Here is a 24,366-nt window from a genome sequence, read left to right as displayed (position 1 = left end):
CGCCGTGCGCGACGATCGAACCGAAGCCGCGTTCTCCGTTCGAAAGGTCGTCATGCTCCTGTCACTCGTCTACATGAGCGCCGCCGACGAACCGTTCGACCAGGATCGCCTCGATGCGCTGCTCGAACACGCCAGAGCACGGAACGCCGCATCCGGCCTGTCCGGCCTCCTCGTGTACAAGGACGGTCGGTTCATGCAGCTGCTCGAGGGCCCGGAGGCCGCCGTCCTCGAGACGTACCAGCGCATCATCGAGGACCCCCGGCACACCGACGTCGGGCTGCTCGTCGAGGAGCGGATCCACACCCCGCGGTTCGGGGAGTGGACGATGGCGTTCGACCGCGGCCACGAGGCCGCGCTCCCCGACGGCTTCGACACGTTCCTGACCGACGGTGACCGGAGCGCGGACACCAGCAAGGCGCGAGCGCTGCTGCGCTGGTTCCGCACGCACCCGATGGCCGCCCCCGACGCCGCACTCGGCAAGCACCGACGCTGAGCGCACGCGCCGACGCGACCGCGCGGACGCGACCGCGCCGGCGCGGCCGGCTCAGGGCAGGTAGTACGTCGGGTTCGGCAGCTTGACGCTGCGGTCCGCCGAGCCCCCGAGCAGGTCGCTGTACTGGTCACCGAAGTTCGCGACCACGTCGTACCGGCCACCCGCTCGTGACTCGATGTGCGCCCGGGTCTGCGACTTGTACTCGACGGTGGTGCACTTCGCCGTGGCGCAGGTGATGTACGACGGCTGCTGCGACGCCCCGACCCCGGTCCACTTCGTGTAGTAGGTCTCGGTCCCGCGCTTCGTGGCCGAGAACTGCGGGTACCCGACCCGCTGCAGGTTGTCGATGGTGGCGGTCTCCTGATCGGCGTTCCGGCCGGTCAGCCCGATGATCGTGCAGCCGGAACGCTGGGCGATCGACACGAGCGAGGTCATCGACGGGGTCGCCGGGAACCGTTCGTCCTGCACCCATTCGTCCTGCAGCGCGGGGTCGAAGACGAAGTGCATGTCCGCGACCTCCATGTCGTAGGTCCACAGGGTGGTGTCGTCGGCGTCGAGCACGATCGCGGGGTTGCGGTGCAGCTTCCGACCGACGGCGCACTGGGCGGCGACGACGGGGGCCTGTCGCTGCACGATGGACCGCATCTCGCGGATGTACGGGGAGTCGGTGCGGTTCGCGAGTCCGGTGCCGGGGTCGCCGTAGTACGTGGCGATGGTCTTCTTGACGGAGTCGATGTTCGGGATGCCCTCGCCGGACTGCGTCGCGCCGGAGGAGCCGTCGGCCGCCATCGTGAACTGCGTCCGTGGGGACAGCCGGGGTTCGGAGACGCCGGGCAGGTCGGCCGAGGGCAGGTAGTAGGTGGGGTTCGGCAGCTTGAGGGACCGGTCGGCGTACCCGCCCTGCAGGTCGCTCCACTGGTCGCCGATGTTCAGCGTGATGTCGTAGCCGAGGTCCTGTTCGATGTGCTTGCGGGTGAGGGCCTTGTACTCGACGGTGGTGCACTTCGCCGTGGCGCAGGTGATGTACGACGGCTGCTGCGAGGCGCCCGTGCCGGTCCACTTCGTGAAGAAGCGGTCCTCGGCGAAGGCCGTGTACCCGACCTTCGACAGGTTCTGCACGGTCGCGGTCTTCTGGTCGTCGTTCCGGCCGGTCAGTCCGAACACGGTGAAGCCCATCGCGGCGGCGCGGTTGACGAAACCGACCATGGACGGGGTGGCGGCGAAGCGTTCGTCCTGCACCCATTCGTCCTGCCGCGCGGGGTCGAACACGAAGTGCATGTCCGCGACCTCCATGTCGTACGTCCACAGGGTGGTGTCGTCGGCGTCGAGGACGATCGCGGGCTTCTCGCCGTGCCGGACGGCCCGGTCGTGGATGCGCTGCAGCGACGCTCCCTGGCGGGCAACGATGGACCGCATCTCACGGATGTAGGGGGAGTCGGTCCGGTTCGCCAGGCCCGTGCCGGGGTCGCCGTAGTACGTGGCGATGGTCTTCTTGACGGAGTCGATGTTCGGGATGCCCTCGCCGCCCTGCGTCGCACCGGACGTGCCGTCGGCGGCCATCGTGAAGTGCGTCCGCGGCGTCAGGCCGGCGTCGGCGGAGTGCCCTGGCGAGCGCCCCGGTCCGTGTCCTGGTCCTCCCCACCCGTGTGCGCTGGCCGGGCCGCCGACCAGGGTGGACGTGAGGACGATCGCCGCGCTGGTGGCGACGACGGTGAGGACGGAACGGCGCATGGAGGACCTGCACACCTTCGACTCGGGGAGGAGTGACCCCCGGATGGGGGATCTCGCAGCACGTTAGCTGGCAATCACCCGTGGAGTCCATACCAAAGTGCTGCGGCCCGTCCTGGTAGACATGGCCGCATGACGGTTCGCTGGGGAGTCATCGGCACGGGCGGCATCGCCCGGTCCTTCGTGGGCGACTGCGTCGCCGCGGGCATCGAGTTCACGGCGGTCGGCAGTCGCACAAGCGGCGGCGCCGAGGCGTTCGCGGCGGAGTTCGGCATCCCCCGGGCGCACGGTTCCTACGAGGACCTCGTCGCCGACGACACGGTCGACGCCGTGTACGTCGCGACCCCGCACGTCCGGCACGCCGAGGACGCCCTGCTCGCGATCCGCGCCGGCAAGCACGTCCTCGTCGAGAAGGCCTTCACGATGACCGCGGCCGAGGCACGCACGGTGGTCGACGCTGCCCGTCGAGCCGGAGTCGCGGTGACCGAGGCGATGTGGACCCGCTTCCTGCCGCAGATGGCGATGATCCGCGAGGTCCTGGCCGAGGGGCGCATCGGACGGCCGGTGCTCGTCGAGGCGACGCACCACCAGGCCCTGCCCACCGATCCGTCGCACCGGCTGCGCGACCCCGCCCTCGGGGGTGGGGCCCTGCTGGACCTGGGCGTGTACCCGGTGTCCTTCGCCGTCGACGTGCTGGGGGTGCCCACCTCGCTCGTCGCGGCCGGCACACTGAGCGAGCAGGGCGTCGACACGCAGATGGGCGTCGTCCTCACGCACGACGGCGGGACGCAGTCGATGATCCACTTCGGGATGGACCTGCGCAGTCCGAACACCGCGTCGGTCATCGGCGAATCGGGGCGCATCGACCTCGACTCGACCTGGTACACCCCGACGACGTGGCGGATCCGGGACCGCGACGGTGTCGTGGTCGAGGAGTTCGACGCACGCGAGGAACTCGCCGGCTACGGGCACGAGGCCCGTGCGTTCGAGGCGATGATCAGGTCGGGTGTGCACGAAGGCGGTCCGATGGACGCCGAGCAGTCGGTCGCGATCATGGCCGTCATGGACGAGGCCCGCCGACAGGTCGGCGTGCGCTATCCCGCGGACGACGCCCCCACAGCACCCTGATCCGGGTCGCGTCGTCCACACGGCGACGATCCGGCCTGGAGGCTCCTGCCGCAGTTCCGTAGGATCGGTCGCGATGTCCGAGCAGCAGCCCACCCCGCCTTCCGTACCGGAGCGTCTCCGCGCCGCCGTCGCAGCAGCGCGCGCCTCCGCCGTGCGACGTCCGGTGCCCTGGATCGCCGGTGGGCTCGCCGCCCTGCTCGTGGTCGGTTCGGGCGGGGCAGTCGCGGTCGCCGCGGCGATGACACCGGACACCCGCACGTCCGCCGCACCGCCGACGACCTCGAGCGCGACGTCGACGCCGAGTCGCTCGACCGCCGCGACGAAGCGACCGACGAGCACGCCGACACCGACCCCGGACGCCCGCGCGGTGCCGAAGGACCCGGCCGGCCCGTCCGCGCTGCGCACCTGCTCGATCGCGGGCGCGGCGTCGGCGAGCGGTCTCGGCGCGTTCGAGGGCTACGTCATGGACGCGAAGACGGGCGAGGTCCTGTTCTCGAAGAACGGGGACACGGCAGCCCAGACCGGCAGCGTCATGAAGACCCTGACGACGGCGACGGCACTCTCGGTGCTCGGGGGCGACCACCGCATCCCGACCACGGTCACGCAGGAGTCCGGCGGGACCATCGCACTGGTCGGACACGGCGACGCGACCCTGTCGGCGGGCAACGGCACGGTCTACCCGGGCGCCCCGACGCTCGCGCAGCTCGCCCAGCAGGTGAAGGCGAAGGTCGGCGACGCCGCCGTCAGCACGATCGTGACCGACGACACGTACTGGAGCGACGCCGACGCGTGGGACCCCACGTGGCCGGTGTCCGAGCGCACCATCGGGTACCAGCCGAAGGTCACCGCATTGATGGTCGACGGTGACCGGGCGAACCCGGCCGCGGCGACCTCGCCCCGGTCCGAGGACCCGGTCGGTCGGGCCGGCGCGGCGTTCCGGACGGCACTGGCGAACGCCGGGGTGGCGGGCGCCGCGAACGCACAGATCGTCAAGCGTGCCACGACCAGCACGGACACCATCGCGACGGTGTCGTCGCAGCCGGTGTCGACGCTCGTCGGGCAGATGATCCCGAACTCGGACAACACCCTCGCCGAGATGCTCGCCCGGGTGTCGTCGAAGGAGTCCGGCTCGAACGGCTCGGCGGCGTCGCTCACCTCGGTGTACCAGTCGGCGCTCGGCTCCTACGGCGTCGACCCGGCCGGGATCGTCATCAAGGACGGGTCGGGCGAGAGCGCTGCGAACGCGGTGTCGCCGAACTTCGTCGCCCACCTCATGGTGCAGGTCGCCTCGGGAGCGAAGGGGCTCGGGACCCTGGCGAACGCACTGCCCGTGTCGGGCCAGTCCGGCACCCTCGCCAGCCGCTTCACCGGCGCGAACGCCGTCGCGCGCGGCAAGGTGCACGCGAAGACCGGGTGGATCGACAGCGCGAACACACTCGGCGGGTACATCGACGCCGCGGACGGATCCCGCCTGACCTTCGCGTTCTACGCCATCGGGTCGTCGCGAGCGGCCGCGCTGCCGGCGCTCGACGCGGTGACCGCGGCGACGTACTCCTGCGGGAGCAAGCTCACCGACTCCTGAGTCACCGGGTGTTGGATGGGTCCATGGCACGGGCACTCCTCATCGTCGACGTCCAGAACGACTTCACCGAGGGCGGTGCGCTCGGGGTGGCCGGCGGTGCGGCCCTCGCGGAACGGATCAGCGCGTTCCTCGGCCGGCACGCCGAGGAGTACGACCTGATCGTGGGCTCCCGCGACTGGCACCACGGGGACGACGACAACGGCGGACACTTCGCCGGACCGGAGGGCCCCGACTTCGTCGACACGTGGCCCGTGCACTGCGTCGCCGGCACACCGGGCGCCGAGTACCACCCGGAGCTCGACACCGATCCGATCGACGTCGACGTCTTCAAGGGCCAGGGCACGCCGGACTACTCGGCGTTCCAGGCGAGGACCGAAGACGGCGTGCCGTTGCCGGAGATCCTGACGGACCACCGGGTGCACTCCGTCGACATCGTCGGCATCGCCACCGACCACTGCGTCCGGGCCTCGGCGCTCGACGCGCGCGCCGCCGGCATCGACGTCGCCGTCTACGAGGACCTGGTGGCCGGCGTCGACCCCGAGCGCAGCGACCGCGCGCTCGACGAGATCCGAGCGGCCGGCGGACACGTCGACCGCAGCGACATGGACGAGGGGCTCGCGAACCCCGGAGGAGCACAGCTGTGACCGACACCACGAGCACCGACACCGACACCACGACCGGCGACCTCGTCACGACCGTGGGCGACGACCACGTCACCGTGCGGGGCGTCCCGACCGGCCTGTTCATCGGCGGGGCGTGGCGGTCGTCGACGAGCGGCGCCACGTTCGCCGTCCGCGACCCCTCGACCGGCGACGTCCTGGCCGAGGTCGCCGACGCCACCCCCGAGGACGGCATCGCCGCACTCGACGCCGCGGTCGCCGCGCAGCAGGAGTGGGCCGCCACCGCACCGAGGCAGCGCTCCGACCTGCTGCGCCGCGCGTTCGACCTGGTCCGCGCGCACGAGGACGACCTGGCCGCCCTGATGACGCTCGAGATGGGCAAGCCGCTGGCCGAAGCCGGCGGCGAGGTCGTCTACGGCGGCGAGTTCCTCCGCTGGTTCTCGGAAGAGGCCGTCCGCATCGGCGGCGACTACCGCACGAACCCCGAGGGCACCGGACGTGCCATCGTGCTGAAGCGTCCGGTCGGCCCGGTGTACGCGATCACCCCGTGGAACTTCCCGCTCGCGATGGCCACCCGGAAGATCGGTCCCGCGCTGGCGGCCGGCTGCACGGTCGTCGTGAAGCCCGCCGAGCTCACACCCCTGACCACGCTGTTCCTGGTCGAGCTGTTCCGCCGTGCCGGGCTGCCGGACGGCGTCCTCAACGTGGTGCCGTCCCTCGACGCCAAGGGGCTGTCCGAGCCGATCATCGCGGACCGCCGACTCCGCAAGCTCACGTTCACCGGGTCGACGCCGGTGGGGTCCGCGCTCCTCAAGCAGGCGGCGGACAACGTGCTGAAGACGAGCATGGAGCTCGGCGGCAACGCGCCCCTGTTGGTCTTCGACGACGCCGACCTCGACGCCGCGGTGGACGCCGCGATGCTCGCGAAGTTCCGGAACGTCGGCGAAGCCTGCACCGCCGCGAACCGGTTCTTCGTGCAGGAGGGCATCGCCGACGCGTTCGTCGCCGCACTCACCGCGAAGGTCGACGCGCTCCGCATCGGCCGTGGCACCGAGGACGGTACGACGATGGGTCCGCTCATCGACGACCGCGCGGTCGACAAGGCCGCCGGACTCGTCGACGACGCCGTCGCCCGCGGCGCCCGGCTCGTCACCGGTGGACACCGCGTCGAGCGGCCCGGCACCTACTTCGCGCCGACCGTGCTCGACGAGGTGCAGCCGGGGTCGGAGATCCTGACGACCGAGATCTTCGGACCGGTCGTGTCGATCACCCGCTTCGCGACCGAGGACGAGGGCATCCGGCTCGCCAACGACACCGAGTTCGGGCTCATCGCCTACGCCTTCACGACGGACTTCCCCCGTGGGCAGCGGCTCGCCGAGCGCCTGGAGACCGGGATGCTCGGGCTGAACACGGGCGTGGTGTCGAACGCGGCGTTCCCCTTCGGCGGGGTGAAGTCGTCCGGCCTCGGCCGAGAGGGCTCGCACGAGGGCATCGAGGAGTACCTCGAGACCGTGTACGTGCTCACCCCGGACCCGTTCGCCGCCTGAACGAGCCCGGCGGCGGGTCTCAGACCAGCAGCTGGTGCTTCGCCAGGTCGCGGTAGAGCGGCGTCGACTCGACGAGCTCGGAGTGCGTGCCGGCACCGACGACCCGGCCGTGCTCGAGCACGACGATGACGTCGGAGTCCACGACGGTGGACAGCCGGTGCGCGATGACGAGCAGGGTGCGGTCCTCGGCGACGGCGTCGATCGCCAGACGCATCTTCTGCTCGTTCACGCCGTCGAGCGACGACGTCGACTCGTCGAGCAGCAGGATCGGGGGAGCGGCGAGCAGCGCGCGGGCGATCGCGAGGCGCTGCCGTTCCCCGCCGGAGAGCATCACCCCGTCCTCGCCGACCTGGGCGTCCAACCCGCGCGGATCGCGGTGCAGCACCTCGCCGAGGTTGACCGCCTCGAGCACCCGGACGCAGTCGTCCTCGGTGGCGCCGGGCGACCCGAGCAGCAGGTTGGCGCGGATGGTGCCGGCGAGCACCGGGGCGTCCTGTTCGACGTAGCCGATCTGGGCACGGAGCTCCTGGCGGTCCATGCCCCGGACGTCGATGCCACCGAGCCGGATGACGCCCTCGGTGGGGTCGTAGAACCGCTCGATCAGCGCCAGGGTCGTCGACTTGCCGGCACCCGACGGACCCACGAGTGCCACACGCGAGCCGCGGGGAACGCGGAACGACACGTCGTGGAGCACCACGTCGTCGGCCGGACGTTCGTCGGCGAGGCGATCCGGGCCTCCTGGACGGTCCGCGGGGTCGGACGCGACCGCGCCGTCTGCTCCGGACGCATCTGCCGCGGCGGCGTAGCGGAAGGTGACGTGCTCGAACGTGATGGCGTCGTCGGAGGCGACCGCGGCGGCGGGGCGTGCAGCCGCGTCGTCCTGCGCCTCGGTCGGCAGGTGCAGGATCTCCTCGATGCGGCCGAGCGCACCGAGCGCCTGGGCGACCGCGACCGCGGCACCCATCGCCTGACCGAGCGGCATGATCATCATGAAGAGCAGCAGGATGAACGTGATGAGCGTGGCGATGGTGATGGTGCCCGCAGCGACCTGCGCGCCGCCGACGCCGAGCACGGCGATGAACGCCACCTGCATGACGATGCTCGCGACCGGCACGACGAACGCGGACATCTTCGCGATGTCGAGGCCGCGCTGGTAGGCCTCGGTCGCGTGTCCGTCGACCTCGTGCACCTCGCGCTCGGTCGCGCCCGCGGCGCGGATGGTGCGGACGGCGCCGATGCCCCGCTCGACGGCCGCGGTCAGGTCACCGACCTTCTCCTGCGCCCGCTTCGACGCGACCCGGATGCGACGGCTCAGCCCGCCGACGACGACGATCGCGACCAGGACGATGACGACCACGATCACGAGGAGCAGCGGGTCGATGATCGCCATCGCGATGATCGCGCCGATGAAGGTGAGGGCGCCGCCGATCGACTCGATCAGGCCCTGGGTCAGGACGGCGCGCAGGAGCGTGGTGTCGCTGCCGACGCGGGACACCAGGTCGCCGGTGCGACGGGTGTCGAACTCCGAGATCGGCAGGTTGAGGATGCGCGCGATGAGCTTGCGGCGCGTGGAGAGCACGACGCCCTCACCCGCACGCTGGAGCAGGAAGTGCTGCACACCGTTCAAGATGCCGGCGACCAGGACGAGCCCGACGAGCAGCCACACGAGCGTGCTGAGCGTGTTGCCCTGCTGCACCGCCGTGACGACCTGGTTGACGAGCAGCGGCTGCGCGAGGGACGCCCCGGCGCCGAGGATGCTGAGCACGATGATGACGACCATCGCCGGCTTGTTCTCGAACAGGTAGGACAACAGGCGGCCGAAGGTGGCGCGGGGGCCGTCGGTCTTCTTGGGGCGCGCGAAGGGGAGGCTCATCGTGTTCCTAGTTTCTGCCGTACTTCTTGTGCACTGCCTGTCGGCTGACACCGAGCAGGGTCGCGATCTCCTGCCACGACGCGCCGGCGTTGCGGGCGGCACGGGCAGCGAGTTCCTCGGTCCGGTCGAGTTCACGGCGGAGCTCGCGCACGCTGGCGAGGGCGGAGAACGGGTCGTCCCCGGAGGCGCCGGCCGCGAGGCTCGTGATGGTCGGTCGGTCCATGGGCGTCAACCTACATTGACGCACCGACATCTGTCAACCTGAGTTGACGGACAGGCTGGTGCGTCGGCATCGTGCGCCGGGCGGTCGCGGCTCGCACACGACGGACGGGAGGCCCGGTGCCAGCTGGCACCGGGCCTCCCGTTGGTCAGTGGTGACGTCTCAGGCGTCGGCGAACTCCTTGCTCTTCGTCTCACGGACGAAGAGCAGCGCGACGAGCGTCACGACGGCGGCGATCGTCAGGTACAGCCCGACCAGGAAGATGTTGCCGTCGGGCTGCCAGAGCGCCAGGGCGATGGTCGGGGCGAGCGAGGCGCCGAGGATCGACGCGACGTTGTACGCGATCGCCGAGCCGGTGTACCGGACGTTCGTCGGGAACAGCTCCGGCAGGAGCGCGCCCATCGGCCCGAAGGTCAGGCCCATCAGGGACAGCCCGACGATCAGGAACGTCACGACCGTGATCGGACCCTGCGACGCCGCGAACCAGAACTGGAACGTCAGACCGAACAGCGCGATGCCGATCGTGGTCGGGATGAGGGTCTTCCGGCGACCGAAGCGGTCGGCCAGCATGCCGGCGATCGGGGTGAAGATGCCGAAGAAGACGACGCCGATCATGAGCAGCGTCAGGAACTCGCCACGGCTGTAGCCGAGGCCGACCTTCGGCACGAGCGGGCTGGCCTCGGCGCCGGTGGTGCCGTAGGACAGCGTGAACGTCGTCATGAAGTAGAAGAGGACGTAGGTCGCGACCATGCCGAGCGTGCCGACGATGAGCGCCTTCCACGAGGTGCGGAACACCCGGCCCAACGGGATCTTCGCGACCGTGCCGGACTCCTGGACGCCGCGGAACACCGGCGACTCGACGAGCTTGAAGCGCACGTAGAGCCCGACGATGACGAGCACCGCCGAGAGCAGGAACGGGATGCGCCAGCCCCACGCCTGGAAGTCGGCGTTCGGCGTGCCGTCGGCCCCGGCGGGCATCGCGGCGTTGATCGCGATGAACAGGCCGTTCGCGAGCAGGAAGCCGATCGGCGCGCCGAGCTGCGGCATCGAACCGAAGACGCCGCGCTTGCCCTTCGGGGCGTTCTCGGTCGCGAGCAGGGCCGCGCCGGACCACTCGCCACCCAGGCCGACACCCTGGGCGAAGCGCATCACGGCGAGCAGGACCGGAGCCCAGACGCCGATGCTGCTGAACGTCGGCAGGCACCCGATCAGGAACGTCGCGGTGCCCATGACGAGGAGCGAGGCCACGAGTGTGGTCTTGCGGCCGACCCGGTCACCGAAGTGCCCGAAGATGATCGACCCGATCGGCCGCGCGAAGAAGGCGAGGGCGAACGTCACGAACGACGACAGCTGCGATGCCGTGGGGTCCTCGTTCGGGAAGAACAGCGTCGGGAAGACGAGGACCGCCGCCGTCGCGTAGACGTAGAAGTCGTAGAACTCGATCGAGGTGCCGACGAGGCTGGCGATGACGACCCGCGAGCGCGGGTTGCCTGCTGGTGCCGGAGCTGAGGTCGGGGTTGCTGGTGCCGGTGCGGCGGTCATGGGTGTCGTGTGGTCTTCCGTGGTGCGCGCTCCTGGCAGGGAGCACGGATACCCGAAGCGGCGGACACCGATCGGTTCGCGCGGGGTGGCGCGGGCACCGATCGGGTGCGTTCGGTTGGTGGGGGACCGCTTGTGACGGAAGCCCGATCATACGACAGATGTCGTCTGCCTGCGAATCAGCCCAGAGTCAGCTGGCCGCAGCGTCCGCCGCCTGCGCGCGCTCAGGCGCCCGCGCCGGCCCCCGCTTCGAGGTGCTCGGGCAGCTGGTGGCCCATCCGGTCGCGCTTGGTGTCGAGGTACCCGGCGTTCTGAACCGAGACGCCGACGACGAGCGGCACCAGGGAGTCGACGGTGATGCCGTGCTCCTCGAGCTGGCGGCGCTTCTCCGGGTTGTTCGACAGCAGCCGCACCCGGGTGATGCCGAGGTCGGCGAGGATGCCCGCGGCCCCGCCGTACGCGCGCGAGTCGGCCGGCAGCCCGAGTGCCAGGTTGGCGTCGAGCGTGTCGAGGCCGTCTTCTTGCAGGCGGTAGGCCTTGAGCTTGTTGATGAGTCCGATGCCGCGCCCTTCCTGCCCGCGCAGGTAGACCACCACCCCGCCCTCGGCGGCGATGGTGTCGAGGGCGGCGTCGAGCTGAGGCCCGCACTCGCACTTCAACGACCCGAACGCCTCGCCGGTCAGGCACTCGGAGTGCACACGGACCAGGGCGCCGTCCGACGGTGCGGACCCGTCGGGCAGCGCACCGATGATCGCGACGTGCTCCGCACCGGTGACGAGGTCGCGGTAGGCGCGCATCTGGAACGTGCCGTGGGTGGTCGGGACGTTCGTCGACACCTCGAACTGGACGGGGCTGCCCGGGGTGGAGGAGGTCAGCGCGTCGGTCATGGGGTACTCCGGTCGTTCGTGGGCCCGTCGTCTCCGAACCCGGGTGCTGCGTCGTGCTGCTGCTGTGTCTGCGGCTGCGTCGTGTCGGTGCGCTGCGGTCGGACTCGGACCAGCAGATCGGGGCCGAGGCTGGTGGTCGATAGTACGTCCAACCGCCGACGCTCGGACATGCTTCCCACTCCGAGGTCGTCGAGGGCGACCCGGGGTCCGCCGAGCAGGACGGGGGCGACGTACACGAGGTACTCGTCGACGAGTCCGGCGGCGATGAGTGCGGACGCGACGGTGGGGCCGCCCTCGACGAACACCGAGTGCACGCCGCGCCCGCGCAGGGCGGCGAGCGAGGCCGCGAGGTCGTGCCCCGGCAGGGTCACGAGCCCGCGCGGGTGTCGTCGGACCGCGGCGTCGTCGGGCACGGCGCGGTCGCCGAGCACGACCGCGAGCGGCTGGTCGGCGAGCAGTTCGCCGGCGTCGCCCCGAGCGGTGAGGCTCGGGTCGTCCGCCAGCACGGTGCCGGTGCCGACGAGGATCGCGTCGTGCGCGGCACGCTGCTCGTGGACGTGCTGCCGGGCGGCGGCGCCGGTGATCCACTTGCTCGTGCCGTCGGCAGCGGCGGCGCGGCCGTCCAGGCTCGACGCCCACTTCACGGTGACCCAGGGACGTCCGAGGCGGACCGACAGGAGCCACCGTTCGAGGAACGCCTCGGCCTCGTCCGCGAGCACGCCGGACACGACGTCGACCCCGGCGGCCCGGAGCCGGTCGGCGCCACCGTGCACGTCCGCGCCCGGGTCGTCGATCGCGTACACGACGCGGGCGACCCCGGCCTCGATCAGGGCGACCGCGCAGGGGCCGGTCCGTCCGGTGTGGTTGCAGGGTTCGAGGGTGACGACGGCCGTGGCGCCGCGCAGCTGTGCCGGGTCGACCTTCGCCATCGCGTCGACCTCGGCGTGCGGGGTGCCGGCACCCTTGTGCCATCCCTCGGCGAGGACGTCGCCGTCGGGGGAGAGGATCACCGCGCCGACCCGTGCGTGGTCGCCCACGACGGGGCCCAGGGCCGCGAGTTCGAGTCCGCGGCGCATTGCCCGGACCTCGGTGGGTCGTGCCGTGTCGCTCACGGATCGAGCCTACCGGCGGGAGGGTCGGTGACGCGTCACCACGAGGAACGGAGCGTCACGGAGCGTCGGGCCACGCGAGTTCGGACGCGGGCGCACCGTCGGCACGACGCACCGCGGTCCAGGCGGTCGTCGGTCCACCGTCGCGTCCGGGGATCCGTGCGGGCCCGGTTCCGGTGAACGAGAACCCGGCGCTCCGGGCGACCGCGGCCGACGCCGTGTTGCCCTCGTAGCACTCCCAGTAGACGTCCGGGGCCCCGTCGGCGAACGCCCACTCCACGACGAGCTCGACCGCGTCGTGCATCAAGCCGGCACCGCGGGCCGAGGGCGCCAGCCAGAAGCCGAGGTCACGGCCCGCCGTGCGGTAGCCGATGATCCCCTCGAGCCAGGTCGATCCGCGGCGACGGATCGCCCAGGTGTACTCACGGTCCGATGCCCACCCCGGACCGACGAGGGCGTCGACGAACGTCCGTGCGTCCTGCTCGCGGTACGGCGTCGGGATCGTCGTCCAGCGGACGATGTCCGGGTCCTGGCAGGCATCGGTGATGGCCGCGGTGTCCGCCCGGGTCGGGACGTCGAGTCGGACCCGGGCGGACTCCAGCGTGACCGGCAGCACGGTCAGCCGCGCGAGCGCGGGACGAACCCGATCCGGTCGTACACGCGCGCCAGGGTCTCCTGCGCGATGGACTCGGCACGGTCCGCGCCGACGGCCAGCAGACGGTCGAGCTCGGCCGGGTCGTCGAGCAGCTCGAGCGTGCGGGCGCGCACCGGTTCGAGCTCGGCGACGACGGCCTCGGCCACGGCGCCCTTGAGGTCCCCGTAGCCCTTGCCCGCGAACGAGGCCTCGAGCTCGGCGACGGGGGTCCGGCTGAACGCCGACAGGATCGCGAGCAGGTTCGTCACGCCCGGCTTGGCCTGGCGGTCGGAGCGGATCTCGCGCTCGTCGTCGGTGACGGCCGACTTGATCTTCTTCGCGGTGCGCTTCGGGTCGTCGAGCAGACGGATCAGGCCGCTGTCGGACGCCGCCGACTTGCTCATCTTGCTCGTCGGGTCCTGCAGGTCGTAGATGCGCGCCGTCTCGGTGCCGATCCGGGCCTCGGGCACGACGAACGTGTCGCCGAACCGCGAGTTGAAGCGTCCGGCCAGGTCGCGGGTCAACTCGACGTGCTGGCGCTGGTCGTCGCCGACCGGCACGACCTTGGTGTCGTACAGCAGGATGTCGGCCGCCATCAGGACCGGGTACGTGAAGAGCCCGACCGAGGCCGCCTCGGAACCCTGCCGCGCCGACTTGTCCTTGAACTGGGTCATGCGGCTCGCCTCACCGAACCCGGTGAGGGTGTTGAGCACCCAGGCGAGCTCGGCGTGGGCGGGCACGTGGGACTGCACGAACAGCGTCGACTTCGTCGGGTCGATGCCCGACGCGATGTACTGCGCTGCCGTCGCCCGGGTGCTCGCGCGGAGCTCTGCCGGGTCCTGCGGCGAGGTGATCGCGTGCATGTCGACGACGCAGTAGATGGCGTCGAAGTCGTCCTGCAGGTCGCGCCACTGCATGAGCGCCCCGACGTAGTTGCCGAGGTGCAGCGAGCCGGCGGACGGCTGGATGCCCGAGAAGATGCGGGTCTTGGTCATGGTGGTGTTCCTGTGGGTCAGGTGGAGCGCAAGCAGAGGGGTCAGAGTTCGTAGTCGACGACCACGGGGGCGTGGTCGGACCATCGCTGGTCGTACGCCGCAGCCCGGTCGACCGTGTACTCCGTGACCTTCGCCGCGAGGTCGGGCGTGGCCATCTGGTAGTCGATGCGCCAGCCGGTGTCGTTGTCGAACGCCTGTCCGCGCCAGGACCACCACGTGTAGGGCCCCTCGACGTCGCCGGCCTGCGCGCGCCCGACGTCCACCCAACCGAGGCCGGGCCCCGTCGAGCCGTCCGCGCCCTCGACCGGTTCGCCGTCGGCGCCGAAGAAGCGCGAGAAGTAGGCACGCTCGCGCGGCAGGAAGCCCGCACGCTTGACGTTGCCCTTCCAGTTCTTGATGTCGCGCTGGTCGTGCCCGACGTTCAGGTCACCGACGACGACGGCGAGCGGGTTGTGCGCGCGGAGTGCGGGCAGCCGCTCGGTCATGGCGTCGAGGAACTTCCACTTCTCGTCCTGCTTGGGGGTGTCGACCTCGCCCGAGTGGACGTAGGTGGACACGACCGTGACCGTGGTGCCGCCGATCTCGTAGTCGGCCTCGAGCCACCGTCCGGCGGAGTCGAACTCGTCGGGTCCGAGCGCGACGCGGTGGATGTGCGCGGAGTGCCGCGAGGCGATCGCGACCCCCGCCCGGCCCTTCGCGGTGGCCGGGTCGTGCACGATGTCCCACCCGTCGCCGAGCAGACCTTCGAGGTCCTCGCTCGAGGCACGGACCTCCTGCAGGGCCAGCACGTCGACGTCGCGGGTGGCGAGCCAGTCGCCCATGCCCTTGCGGAAGGCGGCGCGGACGCCGTTCACGTTGACGGATGCGAGGCGCAGGCGTGTCATGCAGACCACCTTATCGGCGGGTGCCGACAGCCCTGGGCAGCACCGGTTCGAGGTTCGGCGACTCGCCGTGTGCGCGTCGCCGAGGTTCCACGACTCGCCGTGTGCGCGTCGCCGAGGTTCCACAGATCGCCAGGAGGGGCACCGAGGTTCCGAGATTTCGGAACCCCGGGAGCGGGACTGCGGGCGGGCTGCGGACGGCGGGGCGGCCGGACGACGGACGGGAGGCACGGTGCCAGCCGGCACCGTGCCTCCCGTCCGTCGAACCGCGCGATCAGGCCGCGTCGTGGTCCGTCTGCAGGAACTCGACCAGGCTGTCGGCGGTCGCCTCGGCGTCGTCGCCGGTCACGGTGAGGGCGACCTCGTCGCCGTTCTCGATGCCCAGGCCGAGCAGGGCGAGGATGCTGCCGGCGTTGCCGGACTTGTCGCCCTTGGCGATCGTGACCTGGTGGCCGGAGGCCGTCACGGTCTGGACGAAGAGGGACGCGGGGCGCGCGTGCAGTCCGGACGCGCTGGCGACGGTCACGGTGCGGGTGGCTTCGGACATCGATGTACTCCTGTCGATGGGTGGTGCGCTCATGCTAGCGAGCGCCGGATGGGCGGGTCGGGGGAGCGGTCAGGGTCGACCGGGCCAGAACACCTCGGTGCCGGCGGCCTCGACCTCGCGGACCAGGTCGAGGTTGACGGCGGGATCGGTGATGATCGTGTCGATGGCGGCGAGGGGTGCGACGCGGCCGAACTCCTCGCGACCGAACTTGGTGTGGTCGGCGAGCAGGATGCTCCGTCGGGCGGACTTGATCATCGCCGACTTCACCGCCGCCTCGGCCATGTTGTGGGTCGTCAGGCCGCGCTCCGGGGTGATGCCGTTGATGCTCACGAAGGCGACGTCGACGCTGACCATGCCGATGAGCTGGTGCGTCCACGTGCCGACGCCGGCCAGGGAGTCGCTGCGGATGTTGCCGCCGAGCAGATGGAGGTCGATGCCCGGACGGTTCGCGACGGCCATCGCCACGGGGAGCGAGTGCGTGACGACGGTGAGTCCGCGGTCGGTCGGCAGCATCTCGGCGAGGCAGATGGTGGACGTGCCGGCGTCGATCATGACCGAGCCGTTCTCCGGCAGCTCCTCGAGCGCGGCCTCGGCGATGACCATCTTCTCGGCCTGGTTGATGCCGCCGCGGTCGCCGACGCCGGGGTGGATCGTGATGCGCTCGACGGGGATCGCGCCGCCGTGGGCACGTCGGACCAGCCCGCGGCGTTCGAGGCTCGTCAGGTCGCGACGGATGGTCTCCGGCGTGACCTCGAGCAGTTCGGCGAGGTCCTTGACGTCGACCCGCCCCTGCGCGCGCGCCTGCTCGACGATGCGCTGGTGGCGTTCTGGTGCGTACATCGGACCTCGTCGTCTCCTGGTCGGAACGGAACGGACATGTCCGGGCACGAACCTGACGGAACCGAACCGGCGCGGCTGGCCGCCAGACGCAAACGGGCATCTGTTTCTGCATTTTTATCCCCGGATGTGTTTGTTTGTCAACGCGGATCGGGGTAGTGTGCTGCTCAGCCGCACCGGCGAGGTCCCGTCTCAGCCGTGCGCGCACCGAACGAACACCCCACCGCAAGCGCGTGTGAGATGAAGGAGTCTCGAATGTCCGAACTGCTCGGCACCGGCGTCGGCCGTGGCGTCGCCCACGGCCCCGTGCTCCGCATGGCGGACCCGCTCGGCGAACCGTCGAAGGACGCCCTGACCGGCTCGGCGGACGACGCGAAGCAGGCCGTGCACGACGCACTGGCCGCCGTGGCCGAGGACCTCAACAAGCGCGGACAGCTCGCCGGCGGCGACGCCCAGGCCGTGCTCGAGGCGCAGGCGCTCATGGCGCAGGACCCGACGCTCCTCGACGACGTGCACACGCGCATCGACGGCGGCACCAACGCCGAGCGCGCCGTGTACGAGGCGTTCGCCCAGTTCCGCGAACTGCTCGTCGGCATGGGCGGCTACATGGGGGAGCGCGCAGCCGACCTCGACGACGTCGCCCAGCGCATCATCGCGAAGCTCCGCGGCGTGCACGCCCCCGGGGTCCCCGAGTCGGACACCCCCTTCGTCCTCGTCGCCCGTGACCTCGCCCCGGCCGACACCGCGCTGCTGGACCTCGACAAGGTCCTCGCACTGGTCACCCGAGACGGCGGCCCGACCTCGCACACCGCGATCCTCGCCCGCGCCAAGGGCATCACCGCGATCGTCGGCGTCACCGGCGCCGACGACCTGGTCGACGGTCAGGCGATCGTGGTCGACGCCGTCGCCGGCACGGTCGTCACCGAGCCGTCCGAGTCCCTCGTGTCCGAGGTCGAGCAGCGCATCGCCGACCGGCTCGCCGCAGCCGCCGCACCGCTCACCGCCGGTGCCCTCGCCGATGGTCACGTCGTGCCCCTGCTCGCGAACCTCGGCAGCCCCGCCGACGCCGCGGGTGCCGTTGCTCTCGGTGCGGAGGGCGTGGGGCTCTTCCGCACCGAGTTCCTCTTCCTCGACTCACCGAAGGCGCCGACCGTCGACGAGCAGACCGAGTCGTACCGCCAGCTCCTCGCCGCGTTCCCGGGCAAGAAGGTCGTCGTCCGTGCGCTCGACGCCGGCGCCGACAAGCCGCTGCCGTTCCTCACCGACAAGGACGAGGAGAACCCGGCGCTCGGCCGTCGCGGACTCCGTGCGCTGCGCAACCACCCCGAGGTCCTGCGCGACCAGCTCGTCGCACTGGCCCAGGCGGACGCCGCGACCGAGGCCGACCTCTGGGTGATGGCTCCGATGGTCGCCGACGCCGAGGAGACCGAGTACTTCGTCACCCTGGCCCGCGAGCTCGGCATCCGCACCGCCGGCGTGATGGCCGAGGTGCCGTCGCTCGCGCTCATGGCCGAACAGGTCTTCCAGAACGCGGACTTCGTGTCGATCGGCACGAACGACCTGACCCAGTACACGATGGCCGCCGACCGCATGCTCGGCACCGTCGCGTCGTACCAGGACCCGTGGCACCCCGCCGTCCTGCGCCTCGTCGCGCAGCTCGGTGCGGCCGGTGCCGACGCGGGCAAGGCCGTCGGCATCTGCGGTGAGGCCGCCGCCGACCCGCTGCTCGCCGTGGTGCTCGTCGGCCTCGGCGCCACCACCCTCTCCATGACTCCCGCGGCCCTGGCCGACGTGCGCGCCGAACTCGGTCAGCACACGCTCGAGCAGGCCCGTGAGATGGCCCAGGCGGCACTCGCCGCGAGCACGGCGGCGGCCGCGAAGTCCGCCGCGGCCGCAGCGCACGCCGCCTGAGCACGCACCACCGGCACCACCCCTCCCCGCACCACGCAGCAGCTCCACCACACAGAAAGTCACCGCACATGACAACGTCGTCCGTTGCAGCGCCCGACGCACCCGCGAAGTCGCGGGGCGGCGCACGCGTCGCCGTTCAGAAGTTCGGCACGTTCCTCTCCGGCATGGTCATGCCCAACATCGCGATCTTCATCGCGTGGGGCATCATCACCGCCTTCTTCATCGAGACCGGCTGGACGCCCGTGGGCATCCTCGGTGGCTTCGGTGAGACGGGCGGCGTCGCCAACGTCGGCTTGGTCGGGCCGATCCTGACCTACCTCATCCCGCTCGCGATCGCGATCCAGGGCGGCCGGATGGTCTACGAGACCCGCGGCGCCGTCGTCGGTTCGATCATGACCATGGGCGTCATCATCGGTGCGAACGGCACCACGATGATCCTCGGCGCGATGATCTGCGGACCGCTCGGTGCGTACCTCATCAAGCAGATCGACAAGATCTGGGACGGCAAGATCAAGCCGGGCTTCGAGATGCTCGTCAACAACTACGCGGCCGGCATCCTCGGCTTCGGTCTGGCGATGGCCGGGTTCTTCTGGCTCGCCCCGCTGTTCAAGCTCATCGCCGAGGGCCTCGGCGACGCGGTGAACTTCCTCGTCCAGCACTCGCTGCTGCCGCTCGCCAGCGTCATCATCGAGCCGGCCAAGGTGTTCTTCCTCAACAACGCGATCAACCACGGTGTGCTCGACCAGCTCGGCGCGCAGCAGGTCCAGGAGTCGGGCAAGTCGATCCTGTTCCTGCTCGAGGCGAACCCCGGCCCCGGCCTCGGTCTGCTCCTCGCCTTCACCTTCTTCGGTGTCGGCATCGCCCGCTCGACCGCTCCCGGCGCGATCATCATCCAGTTCTTCGGTGGCATCCACGAGATCTACTTCCCGTACGTGCTGCAGAAGCCGGTCCTGTTCATCGCCGTCATCCTCGGTGGTGCCACGGGCGTCGCGACGAACGTCGCGTTCCAGTCCGGCCTCGTCGCTCCGGCGTCGCCCGGGTCGATCTTCGCCGTGCTCGGTGCCACGGAGCGCAACAGCTTCCTCGGCGTCATCCTGTCGGTCGTCCTGTCCGCCGCGGTGTCCTTCGCGGTCTCGTCGTTCTTCCTGCTCGCCAGCCGCAAGCGCGACCTGGCCAACGGCGGCGGCGACATGAGTGCCGCGATGGCGAAGCTCCAGGCGAACAAGGGCCGCGACGTCAACTCGGCGACGGCGGGTCTGCTCGGCACCAACGCCCCGGCGAACAGCGAAGAGGCCTCCGCGTCCGGCACCACCGCCACCGCGACGAAGGTCCAGAACCTGGTCTTCGCCTGCGACGCGGGCATGGGCTCGAGCGCCATGGGCGCCAGCGTCCTGCGCAACAAGATCAAGAAGGCAGGCATCGAAGGGGTCACGGTCTCCAACAAGGCGATCGCGAACCTGTCCGGTGACGAGGACCTGATCATCACGCAGGAAGAACTGACGGACCGCGCCAAGCAGAAGAACCCGAACGCGCAGCACGTGTCGGTCGGCAACTTCATGAACGCGCCGCAGTACGACCAGGTCGTCGAGCAGCTCAAGAACCAGTAACGCCACAACCAGTAACGAAGTGCAGTATCGGAGGGGACGGGGATGACCCGTCCCCTCCGACACGCCCTCGAACACCAAGGAGAACCACGATGCCCGTCCTGCAGGAGAGCCAGATCCGGATCCACACCGAGGACACCGCGCCGACCAAGTCGGAGGCGATGAAGGAGGCGGCCGAGATCCTCGAGGCTGCGGGCGCGGTCACCTCGGACTACTACCCGGCGATGCTCGAGCGCGAGAAGAGCGTGTCCACCTACATGGGCAACTTCCTCGCGATCCCGCACGGTACCAACGACGCGAAGGACGCCATCAAGTCGTCCGCCCTGTCGTTCATCCGCTACGCCAGCCCGATCGACTGGGACGGCAACCCGGTGCGCTTCGTCGTCGGCATCGCCGGCGTGAACAACGAGCACCTCGACATCCTGTCCAAGATCGCGATCGTGTTCTCCGACGAGGACGAGGTCCAGAAGCTCACCGACGCGGCCGACACCAGCGCGATCCTGTCGATCCTCGGCGAGGTCAACGAGTGAGCACCACCGACCGGGGTACCGCCGTCCACTTCGGCGCCGGCAACATCGGCCGCGGCTTCGTCGGGCTGCTCCTGCACGAAGCGGGCTACGAGGTCGTCTTCGCCGACGTCGCCGCGCCGCTGATCGACGCGCTGGCCGCCGCCGACTCGTACACCGTCCACGAGGTCGGCGCCGGCGCGCAGGACCACGAGGTCACGAACTTCCGTGCGCTGAACAGCGCGCAGGACGAGGACGGTGTCGTCGCCGAGATCGCCGCCGCCGCCGTCGTCACCTGCGCCGTGGGCCCGAACGTCCTGAAGTTCATCGCGCCGGTCATCGCGCGTGCGCTCGTCGCCCGCGACGCCTCGGCCGCTCCGATCGCCGTGATGGCGTGCGAGAACGCGCTGAACGCCACGGACCGCCTGCGCGAGTTCATCGTCGACGCGCTCCCGGCCGAGGGCCGCGACGCGGCGCTGGCGAAGGCCGTCTTCGCGAACACCGCCGTCGACCGCATCGTGCCGGCCCAGCCCGAGGGCGCCGGCCTGGACGTCACCGTCGAGACCTACTTCGAGTGGGCCATCGACCGCACGCCGTTCGGCGGGAACGAGCCGGAGATCCCCGGTGCGCACTACGTCGACGGCCTCGCCGCCTCGATCGAGCGCAAGCTCTTCACGGTCAACACCGGGCACGCCACCGTCGCGTACCACGGCTTCGTCGCCGGTGCGGACAAGATCTCCGACGCCGTCGCGATCCCGGCCGTGCGCGCCGAGCTCGAGTCCGTGCTCGCCGAGACGAGCGACCTGCTCGTGCGTCGTCACGAACTCGACCCCGAGGTGCACCGCGCCTACGTCCAGGCGATCATCGCGCGGTTCGAGAACCCGCACCTGCCCGACACGGTGACGCGCGTCGGCCGTCAGCCGCTCCGCAAGCTGTCACGCGACGAGCGGTTTGTCTCGCCGGCCGCGTCGCTGGCCGAGGACGGCACCGAGCCGACGGCGCTGCTCGACGCGATGGGCGCGGCGCTCCGCTTCGACGTCGCGGACGACGAGCAGAGCGTCGAGCTGCAGGCGCTCCTGGCCTCGGACACGTCCGATGCCGACGTGGTGACGCAGATCACCGGCCTGGCCGCGGAGCACCCGCTGCACGCGGCGTTCGCGGACCGGGTGCGTGTCGCGCGCGGCTGACGCTCTCGACGTGGCCCGATGACGACGGGAGGCCCGGTGCCAGCTGGCACCGAGCCTCCCGTCTTCACGTGGTCACCGCGACGGCCCCACCCGGATCGTGAGCCCGCCGTGGTCCACCGTCAGCCGCACCGCGACCACGGTGCCGAACGGGTCACCGTCGAGCTGGATCTGCTCGGGGTGGTCGAGCGCGAGGTCGAGGACCCGCGCGCTCGTGTACCGCAGCGTCCGGGTGGCCGGGATGAGCCACGACAGGAAGCGCCCGAACCCGGTCCGGTGGAAGAACCGGTTCAGGGACAGCCCGTAGCCGACCCCGGCCCACCCGACCGTCCGACCCGGTCGGAACGCGACCGCGTCGAGGACCCCGTCGTCCGGTTCCGCCTCGGGCAGGAGGAGGACGCCGGCGGTCAGCGTGCCGCAGTTGCCGACGATGACCGTGTGTGCCCGCATCGTCCGGGTGTCGCCGTCGTCGAGTGCGTACCGCAGGTCGATCTGCCGGTTGCCGATGACGGACCGCATGATCGGGTCGGAGTAGGCGAGCCACCCGAACCGCTTCTTCAGGCGTGCGTTGGTGTTGGCCGCCATGTTCGCGTCGAGTCCGATGCCGGCCATCACCAGGAACGCGTGGCGTGTCGTCGTGCCCTGCGGGTCGGTGAGGTCGGCGAACGCGAGGTCGACCGGCCGATCGGTCCCGCTGAAGGCGGCTCGGACCGAGCCGGCGACGTCGTTCAGCGGGATGCGCAGGTTCCGGGGGTACAGGTTCCCGGTCCCGACGGGGAGCAGGGCGAGCGGCACGCCGGATCCGTGCAGTGCCTCGGCTGCGACGCGCAGCGTGCCGTCGCCACCGACGACCAGGACGACGTCCGGTGCGGTGGCCAGCGCCTCGCGTGCGGCGGCGAGGCCGTCGTCGGACGCCGCCGTCTCGAACCAGGTCGTGGGCGCCCAGCCGTTCCGCTGCTCTTCGGCGGCAACGGTGTTGCGGAGGACCCGCAGGTCGACCTTGGACGGGTTGACGACGATCGCGGCGCGCGGCATGAGAGGACGATACCGAACAGCCGTCGTCGACCAGAACGGACGGGTTCTGTCCGGTATCGGCTGATCCGGGCGAACCTGGGAGTCAGGGCCGCGGAACACATTCGATCCGGACACACTCGGGACACGGTGAACGCCGGGTGTCTCCGACGCTCCTTACGCACTTCGCCATCACAGGCAGGGGCCGTCGTGGCCAGAACCCCCATCCTCCGTCCGCTCATCGTCGTCAGCACCGGGATCGGGTTGGCCGCGGCGCTGGCCCTCGGTGGTTCCTCAGCAGCGTCCGCCGCCACCATCATCGACGGCCCCGTGGGCCTCGGGACAGCGGCGAGCTACGGCGTCCTCGGCGCCCAGAGCGTCACCAACACCGGGCCGAGCGTGGTCAACGGCGACCTCGGCGTCTCGCCGGGCACGTCGATCACCGGCTTCGGCGGTCCTGGCAACGGGATCGTGAACGGCACCGTCCACCAGACCGACGCCGCCGCGGCCCAGGCGCAGGCCGACACCACGACCGCGTACGGCGTCGCGGCGTCGTTGACCCCCACGCGCGGCGGACTCGAGGAACTCAACGGGCTGAGCCTGACCCCGGGCGTCTACAACGGCAGCACGTTGCAGCTGGCGAACAACGGCCAACTGACGCTCGCCGGCAGCGCGGACTCCGTCTGGGTGTTCCAGGCCGCATCGACCCTGACCATCGGATCCGGCACGAGGATCGTCATCACCGGCGGCGCGAGCTCGTGCAACGTGTTCTGGCAGGTCGGCAGTTCCGCGACCATCGGCACCGCCGCCCAGTTCCAGGGCACGGTCCTCGCCGACCAGTCCGTGACCGCCACGACGGGTGCGACCGTCGTGGGCCGACTGCTCGCCCGGAACGCATCGGTGACGCTCGACGACAACACCATCACCCGGCCGACGAACTGCCCGGCTGCCGGCACACCGTCCGAGAGCGTTGCTCCGACGATCACCTCGGGCACGCCGACCGACGCCACCGCTGGCACGCCGTACTCCTTCCCCGTCACCGCGACGGGCAACCCGGCGCCCACCTACTCCGACGGCGGGACCCTGCCCCCGGGCCTCACGATCAACCCGGACACGGGCGTCATCTCCGGCACGCCGACCACGCCCGGCACCACCACGGTGACGATCACGGTCGACAACGGAACCGCACCGCCGGACACCGAGACCTACGTCGTGACCGTCCGCGCGCCCGCGCCCACCGCGACACCCACACCGACGCCGACCGCCTCGGCCCCCGTGCCCACCGCACCCGCCTCGACGGCTCCCGCCGTGCCGGTCGTGGGTGGGAACGGCAGTGGTGGTGGCGGCACCACCGAGCTCGCCTTCACGGGGAGCGACCCGACGATCCCGCTCACCGCGGCGGGCGCGATGCTGCTCGCCGGCATCGCCGTGACGGTGCTCCGTGGACGGACGCTCCGTGCACGACGCCGGATCCTGTCCGAGGACCACTGACGGGTGACCGAGCCGGCGCCGTCGGCCGTCCCGGCACTG

Annotated in this window: 21 protein-coding genes and 1 pseudogene; 10 read left to right on the top strand and 12 right to left on the bottom strand. The window is 70.9% G+C overall.

Annotated features, from left to right (window positions below):
- Window positions 1-4 precede the first annotated feature (4 nt).
- A complete protein-coding gene (locus ACVKXF_RS01775; RefSeq protein ID WP_261783901.1) occupies window positions 5-493 on the top strand; it encodes a BLUF domain-containing protein in 489 nt (162 codons plus the stop codon).
- 51 nt (window positions 494-544) lie between these two features.
- On the opposite strand, the gene ACVKXF_RS01770 is transcribed toward ACVKXF_RS01775, so the two are convergent.
- Window positions 545-2,224 carry an HAD family acid phosphatase gene (locus ACVKXF_RS01770; RefSeq protein ID WP_456794655.1) on the bottom strand — a complete coding sequence of 560 codons (1,680 nt, stop codon included), beginning with the start codon at window positions 2,222-2,224 and terminating at the stop codon, window positions 545-547.
- 129 nt (window positions 2,225-2,353) lie between these two features.
- On the opposite strand from ACVKXF_RS01770, the gene ACVKXF_RS01765 reads away from it, so the two are divergent.
- The 4 genes from ACVKXF_RS01765 (at window position 2,354) to ACVKXF_RS01750 (ending at window position 7,098) form a co-directional block, all read left to right on the top strand.
- Entirely contained in the window at window positions 2,354-3,349 is a 996-nt protein-coding gene (locus ACVKXF_RS01765) for a Gfo/Idh/MocA family protein (protein ID WP_456794654.1), read from the top strand.
- Between the two features lie 73 nt (window positions 3,350-3,422).
- Window positions 3,423-4,931 (top strand): D-alanyl-D-alanine carboxypeptidase/D-alanyl-D-alanine endopeptidase, encoded by a 1,509-nt coding sequence (gene dacB / locus ACVKXF_RS01760; protein WP_456794653.1) that lies wholly within the window; start codon window positions 3,423-3,425, stop codon window positions 4,929-4,931.
- A 23-nt stretch (window positions 4,932-4,954) separates the two neighbouring features.
- Window positions 4,955-5,575, top strand: a complete 621-nt coding sequence (locus ACVKXF_RS01755; RefSeq protein ID WP_396288885.1) for an isochorismatase family protein — start codon at window positions 4,955-4,957, stop codon at window positions 5,573-5,575.
- A 53-nt stretch (window positions 5,576-5,628) separates the two neighbouring features.
- The gene (locus ACVKXF_RS01750; protein WP_456794896.1) at window positions 5,629-7,098 is read left to right on the top strand and encodes an NAD-dependent succinate-semialdehyde dehydrogenase; all 1,470 of its coding nucleotides are present in this window, start codon (window positions 5,629-5,631) and stop codon (window positions 7,096-7,098) included.
- A 19-nt stretch (window positions 7,099-7,117) separates the two neighbouring features.
- Here ACVKXF_RS01750 and ACVKXF_RS01745 read toward each other — a convergent pair whose 3' ends face one another.
- From ACVKXF_RS01745 to ACVKXF_RS01700, 10 genes and pseudogenes are all read right to left on the bottom strand, one after another.
- Entirely contained in the window at window positions 7,118-8,971 is a 1,854-nt protein-coding gene (locus ACVKXF_RS01745; protein ID WP_123313782.1) for an ABC transporter ATP-binding protein, read from the bottom strand.
- 7 nt (window positions 8,972-8,978) lie between these two features.
- Window positions 8,979-9,194 (bottom strand): hypothetical protein, encoded by a 216-nt coding sequence (locus tag ACVKXF_RS01740; protein WP_111084200.1) that lies wholly within the window; start codon window positions 9,192-9,194, stop codon window positions 8,979-8,981.
- Between the two features lie 159 nt (window positions 9,195-9,353).
- On the bottom strand, window positions 9,354-10,733 hold the full coding sequence (locus ACVKXF_RS01735) for an MFS transporter (RefSeq protein WP_222658073.1): 1,380 nt from the start codon (window positions 10,731-10,733) through the stop codon (window positions 9,354-9,356).
- A gap of 221 nt (window positions 10,734-10,954) precedes the next feature.
- A pseudogene (ribA, locus tag ACVKXF_RS01730) lies at window positions 10,955-11,584 on the bottom strand (GTP cyclohydrolase II); the annotation flags it as partial.
- Window positions 11,585-11,613: 29 nt separating this feature from the next.
- Window positions 11,614-12,693 (bottom strand): bifunctional diaminohydroxyphosphoribosylaminopyrimidine deaminase/5-amino-6-(5-phosphoribosylamino)uracil reductase RibD, encoded by a 1,080-nt coding sequence (gene ribD, locus ACVKXF_RS01725; RefSeq protein ID WP_456794895.1) that lies wholly within the window; start codon window positions 12,691-12,693, stop codon window positions 11,614-11,616.
- 91 nt (window positions 12,694-12,784) lie between these two features.
- Entirely contained in the window at window positions 12,785-13,342 is a 558-nt protein-coding gene (locus ACVKXF_RS01720; protein WP_185021447.1) for a GNAT family N-acetyltransferase, read from the bottom strand.
- A 2-nt stretch (window positions 13,343-13,344) separates the two neighbouring features.
- Entirely contained in the window at window positions 13,345-14,355 is a 1,011-nt protein-coding gene (gene trpS, locus ACVKXF_RS01715; RefSeq protein ID WP_123313778.1) for a tryptophan--tRNA ligase, read from the bottom strand.
- A 41-nt stretch (window positions 14,356-14,396) separates the two neighbouring features.
- Complete coding sequence (locus ACVKXF_RS01710; protein ID WP_456794652.1) at window positions 14,397-15,239, bottom strand: exodeoxyribonuclease III; 843 nt, start codon at window positions 15,237-15,239, stop codon at window positions 14,397-14,399.
- A gap of 271 nt (window positions 15,240-15,510) precedes the next feature.
- Window positions 15,511-15,783, bottom strand: coding sequence for an HPr family phosphocarrier protein (locus tag ACVKXF_RS01705; RefSeq protein WP_396288883.1), 273 nt, complete (start codon window positions 15,781-15,783; stop codon window positions 15,511-15,513).
- A gap of 69 nt (window positions 15,784-15,852) precedes the next feature.
- On the bottom strand, window positions 15,853-16,623 hold the full coding sequence (locus ACVKXF_RS01700; RefSeq protein ID WP_222658067.1) for a DeoR/GlpR family DNA-binding transcription regulator: 771 nt from the start codon (window positions 16,621-16,623) through the stop codon (window positions 15,853-15,855).
- Between the two features lie 252 nt (window positions 16,624-16,875).
- On the opposite strand from ACVKXF_RS01700, the gene ptsP reads away from it, so the two are divergent.
- The 4 genes from ptsP (at window position 16,876) to ACVKXF_RS01680 (ending at window position 21,828) form a co-directional block, all read left to right on the top strand.
- On the top strand, window positions 16,876-18,531 hold the full coding sequence (gene ptsP / locus ACVKXF_RS01695; RefSeq protein WP_456794651.1) for a phosphoenolpyruvate--protein phosphotransferase: 1,656 nt from the start codon (window positions 16,876-16,878) through the stop codon (window positions 18,529-18,531).
- A gap of 68 nt (window positions 18,532-18,599) precedes the next feature.
- Window positions 18,600-20,138 carry a PTS mannitol transporter subunit IICB gene (locus tag ACVKXF_RS01690; protein WP_456794650.1) on the top strand — a complete coding sequence of 513 codons (1,539 nt, stop codon included), beginning with the start codon at window positions 18,600-18,602 and terminating at the stop codon, window positions 20,136-20,138.
- A gap of 89 nt (window positions 20,139-20,227) precedes the next feature.
- Window positions 20,228-20,665: a PTS sugar transporter subunit IIA gene (locus tag ACVKXF_RS01685; protein WP_123313772.1), complete on the top strand. Its 438-nt coding sequence runs from the start codon at window positions 20,228-20,230 to the stop codon at window positions 20,663-20,665.
- On the top strand, window positions 20,662-21,828 hold the full coding sequence (locus ACVKXF_RS01680) for a mannitol-1-phosphate 5-dehydrogenase (RefSeq protein ID WP_340195693.1): 1,167 nt from the start codon (window positions 20,662-20,664) through the stop codon (window positions 21,826-21,828). The genes ACVKXF_RS01685 and ACVKXF_RS01680 overlap by 4 nt, the downstream gene beginning before the upstream one ends.
- A gap of 72 nt (window positions 21,829-21,900) precedes the next feature.
- Here the strand turns inward: ACVKXF_RS01680 and ACVKXF_RS01675 are convergent, their stop codons facing one another.
- Window positions 21,901-22,860, bottom strand: a complete 960-nt coding sequence (locus ACVKXF_RS01675) for a diacylglycerol/lipid kinase family protein (RefSeq protein WP_456794649.1) — start codon at window positions 22,858-22,860, stop codon at window positions 21,901-21,903.
- Window positions 22,861-23,046: 186 nt separating this feature from the next.
- Here ACVKXF_RS01675 and ACVKXF_RS01670 point away from each other — a divergent pair, with 186 nt between their 5' ends.
- Window positions 23,047-24,327, top strand: coding sequence for an ice-binding family protein (locus tag ACVKXF_RS01670; RefSeq protein ID WP_456794648.1), 1,281 nt, complete (start codon window positions 23,047-23,049; stop codon window positions 24,325-24,327).
- The last annotated feature ends 39 nt before the right edge of the window (window positions 24,328-24,366 follow it).

It is taken from the genome of Curtobacterium sp. PvP017, from assembly GCF_054060195.1.
The sequence above is the reverse complement of the archived record's forward strand: the minus strand, read 5'-3'. Positions and strand labels throughout refer to the sequence as shown.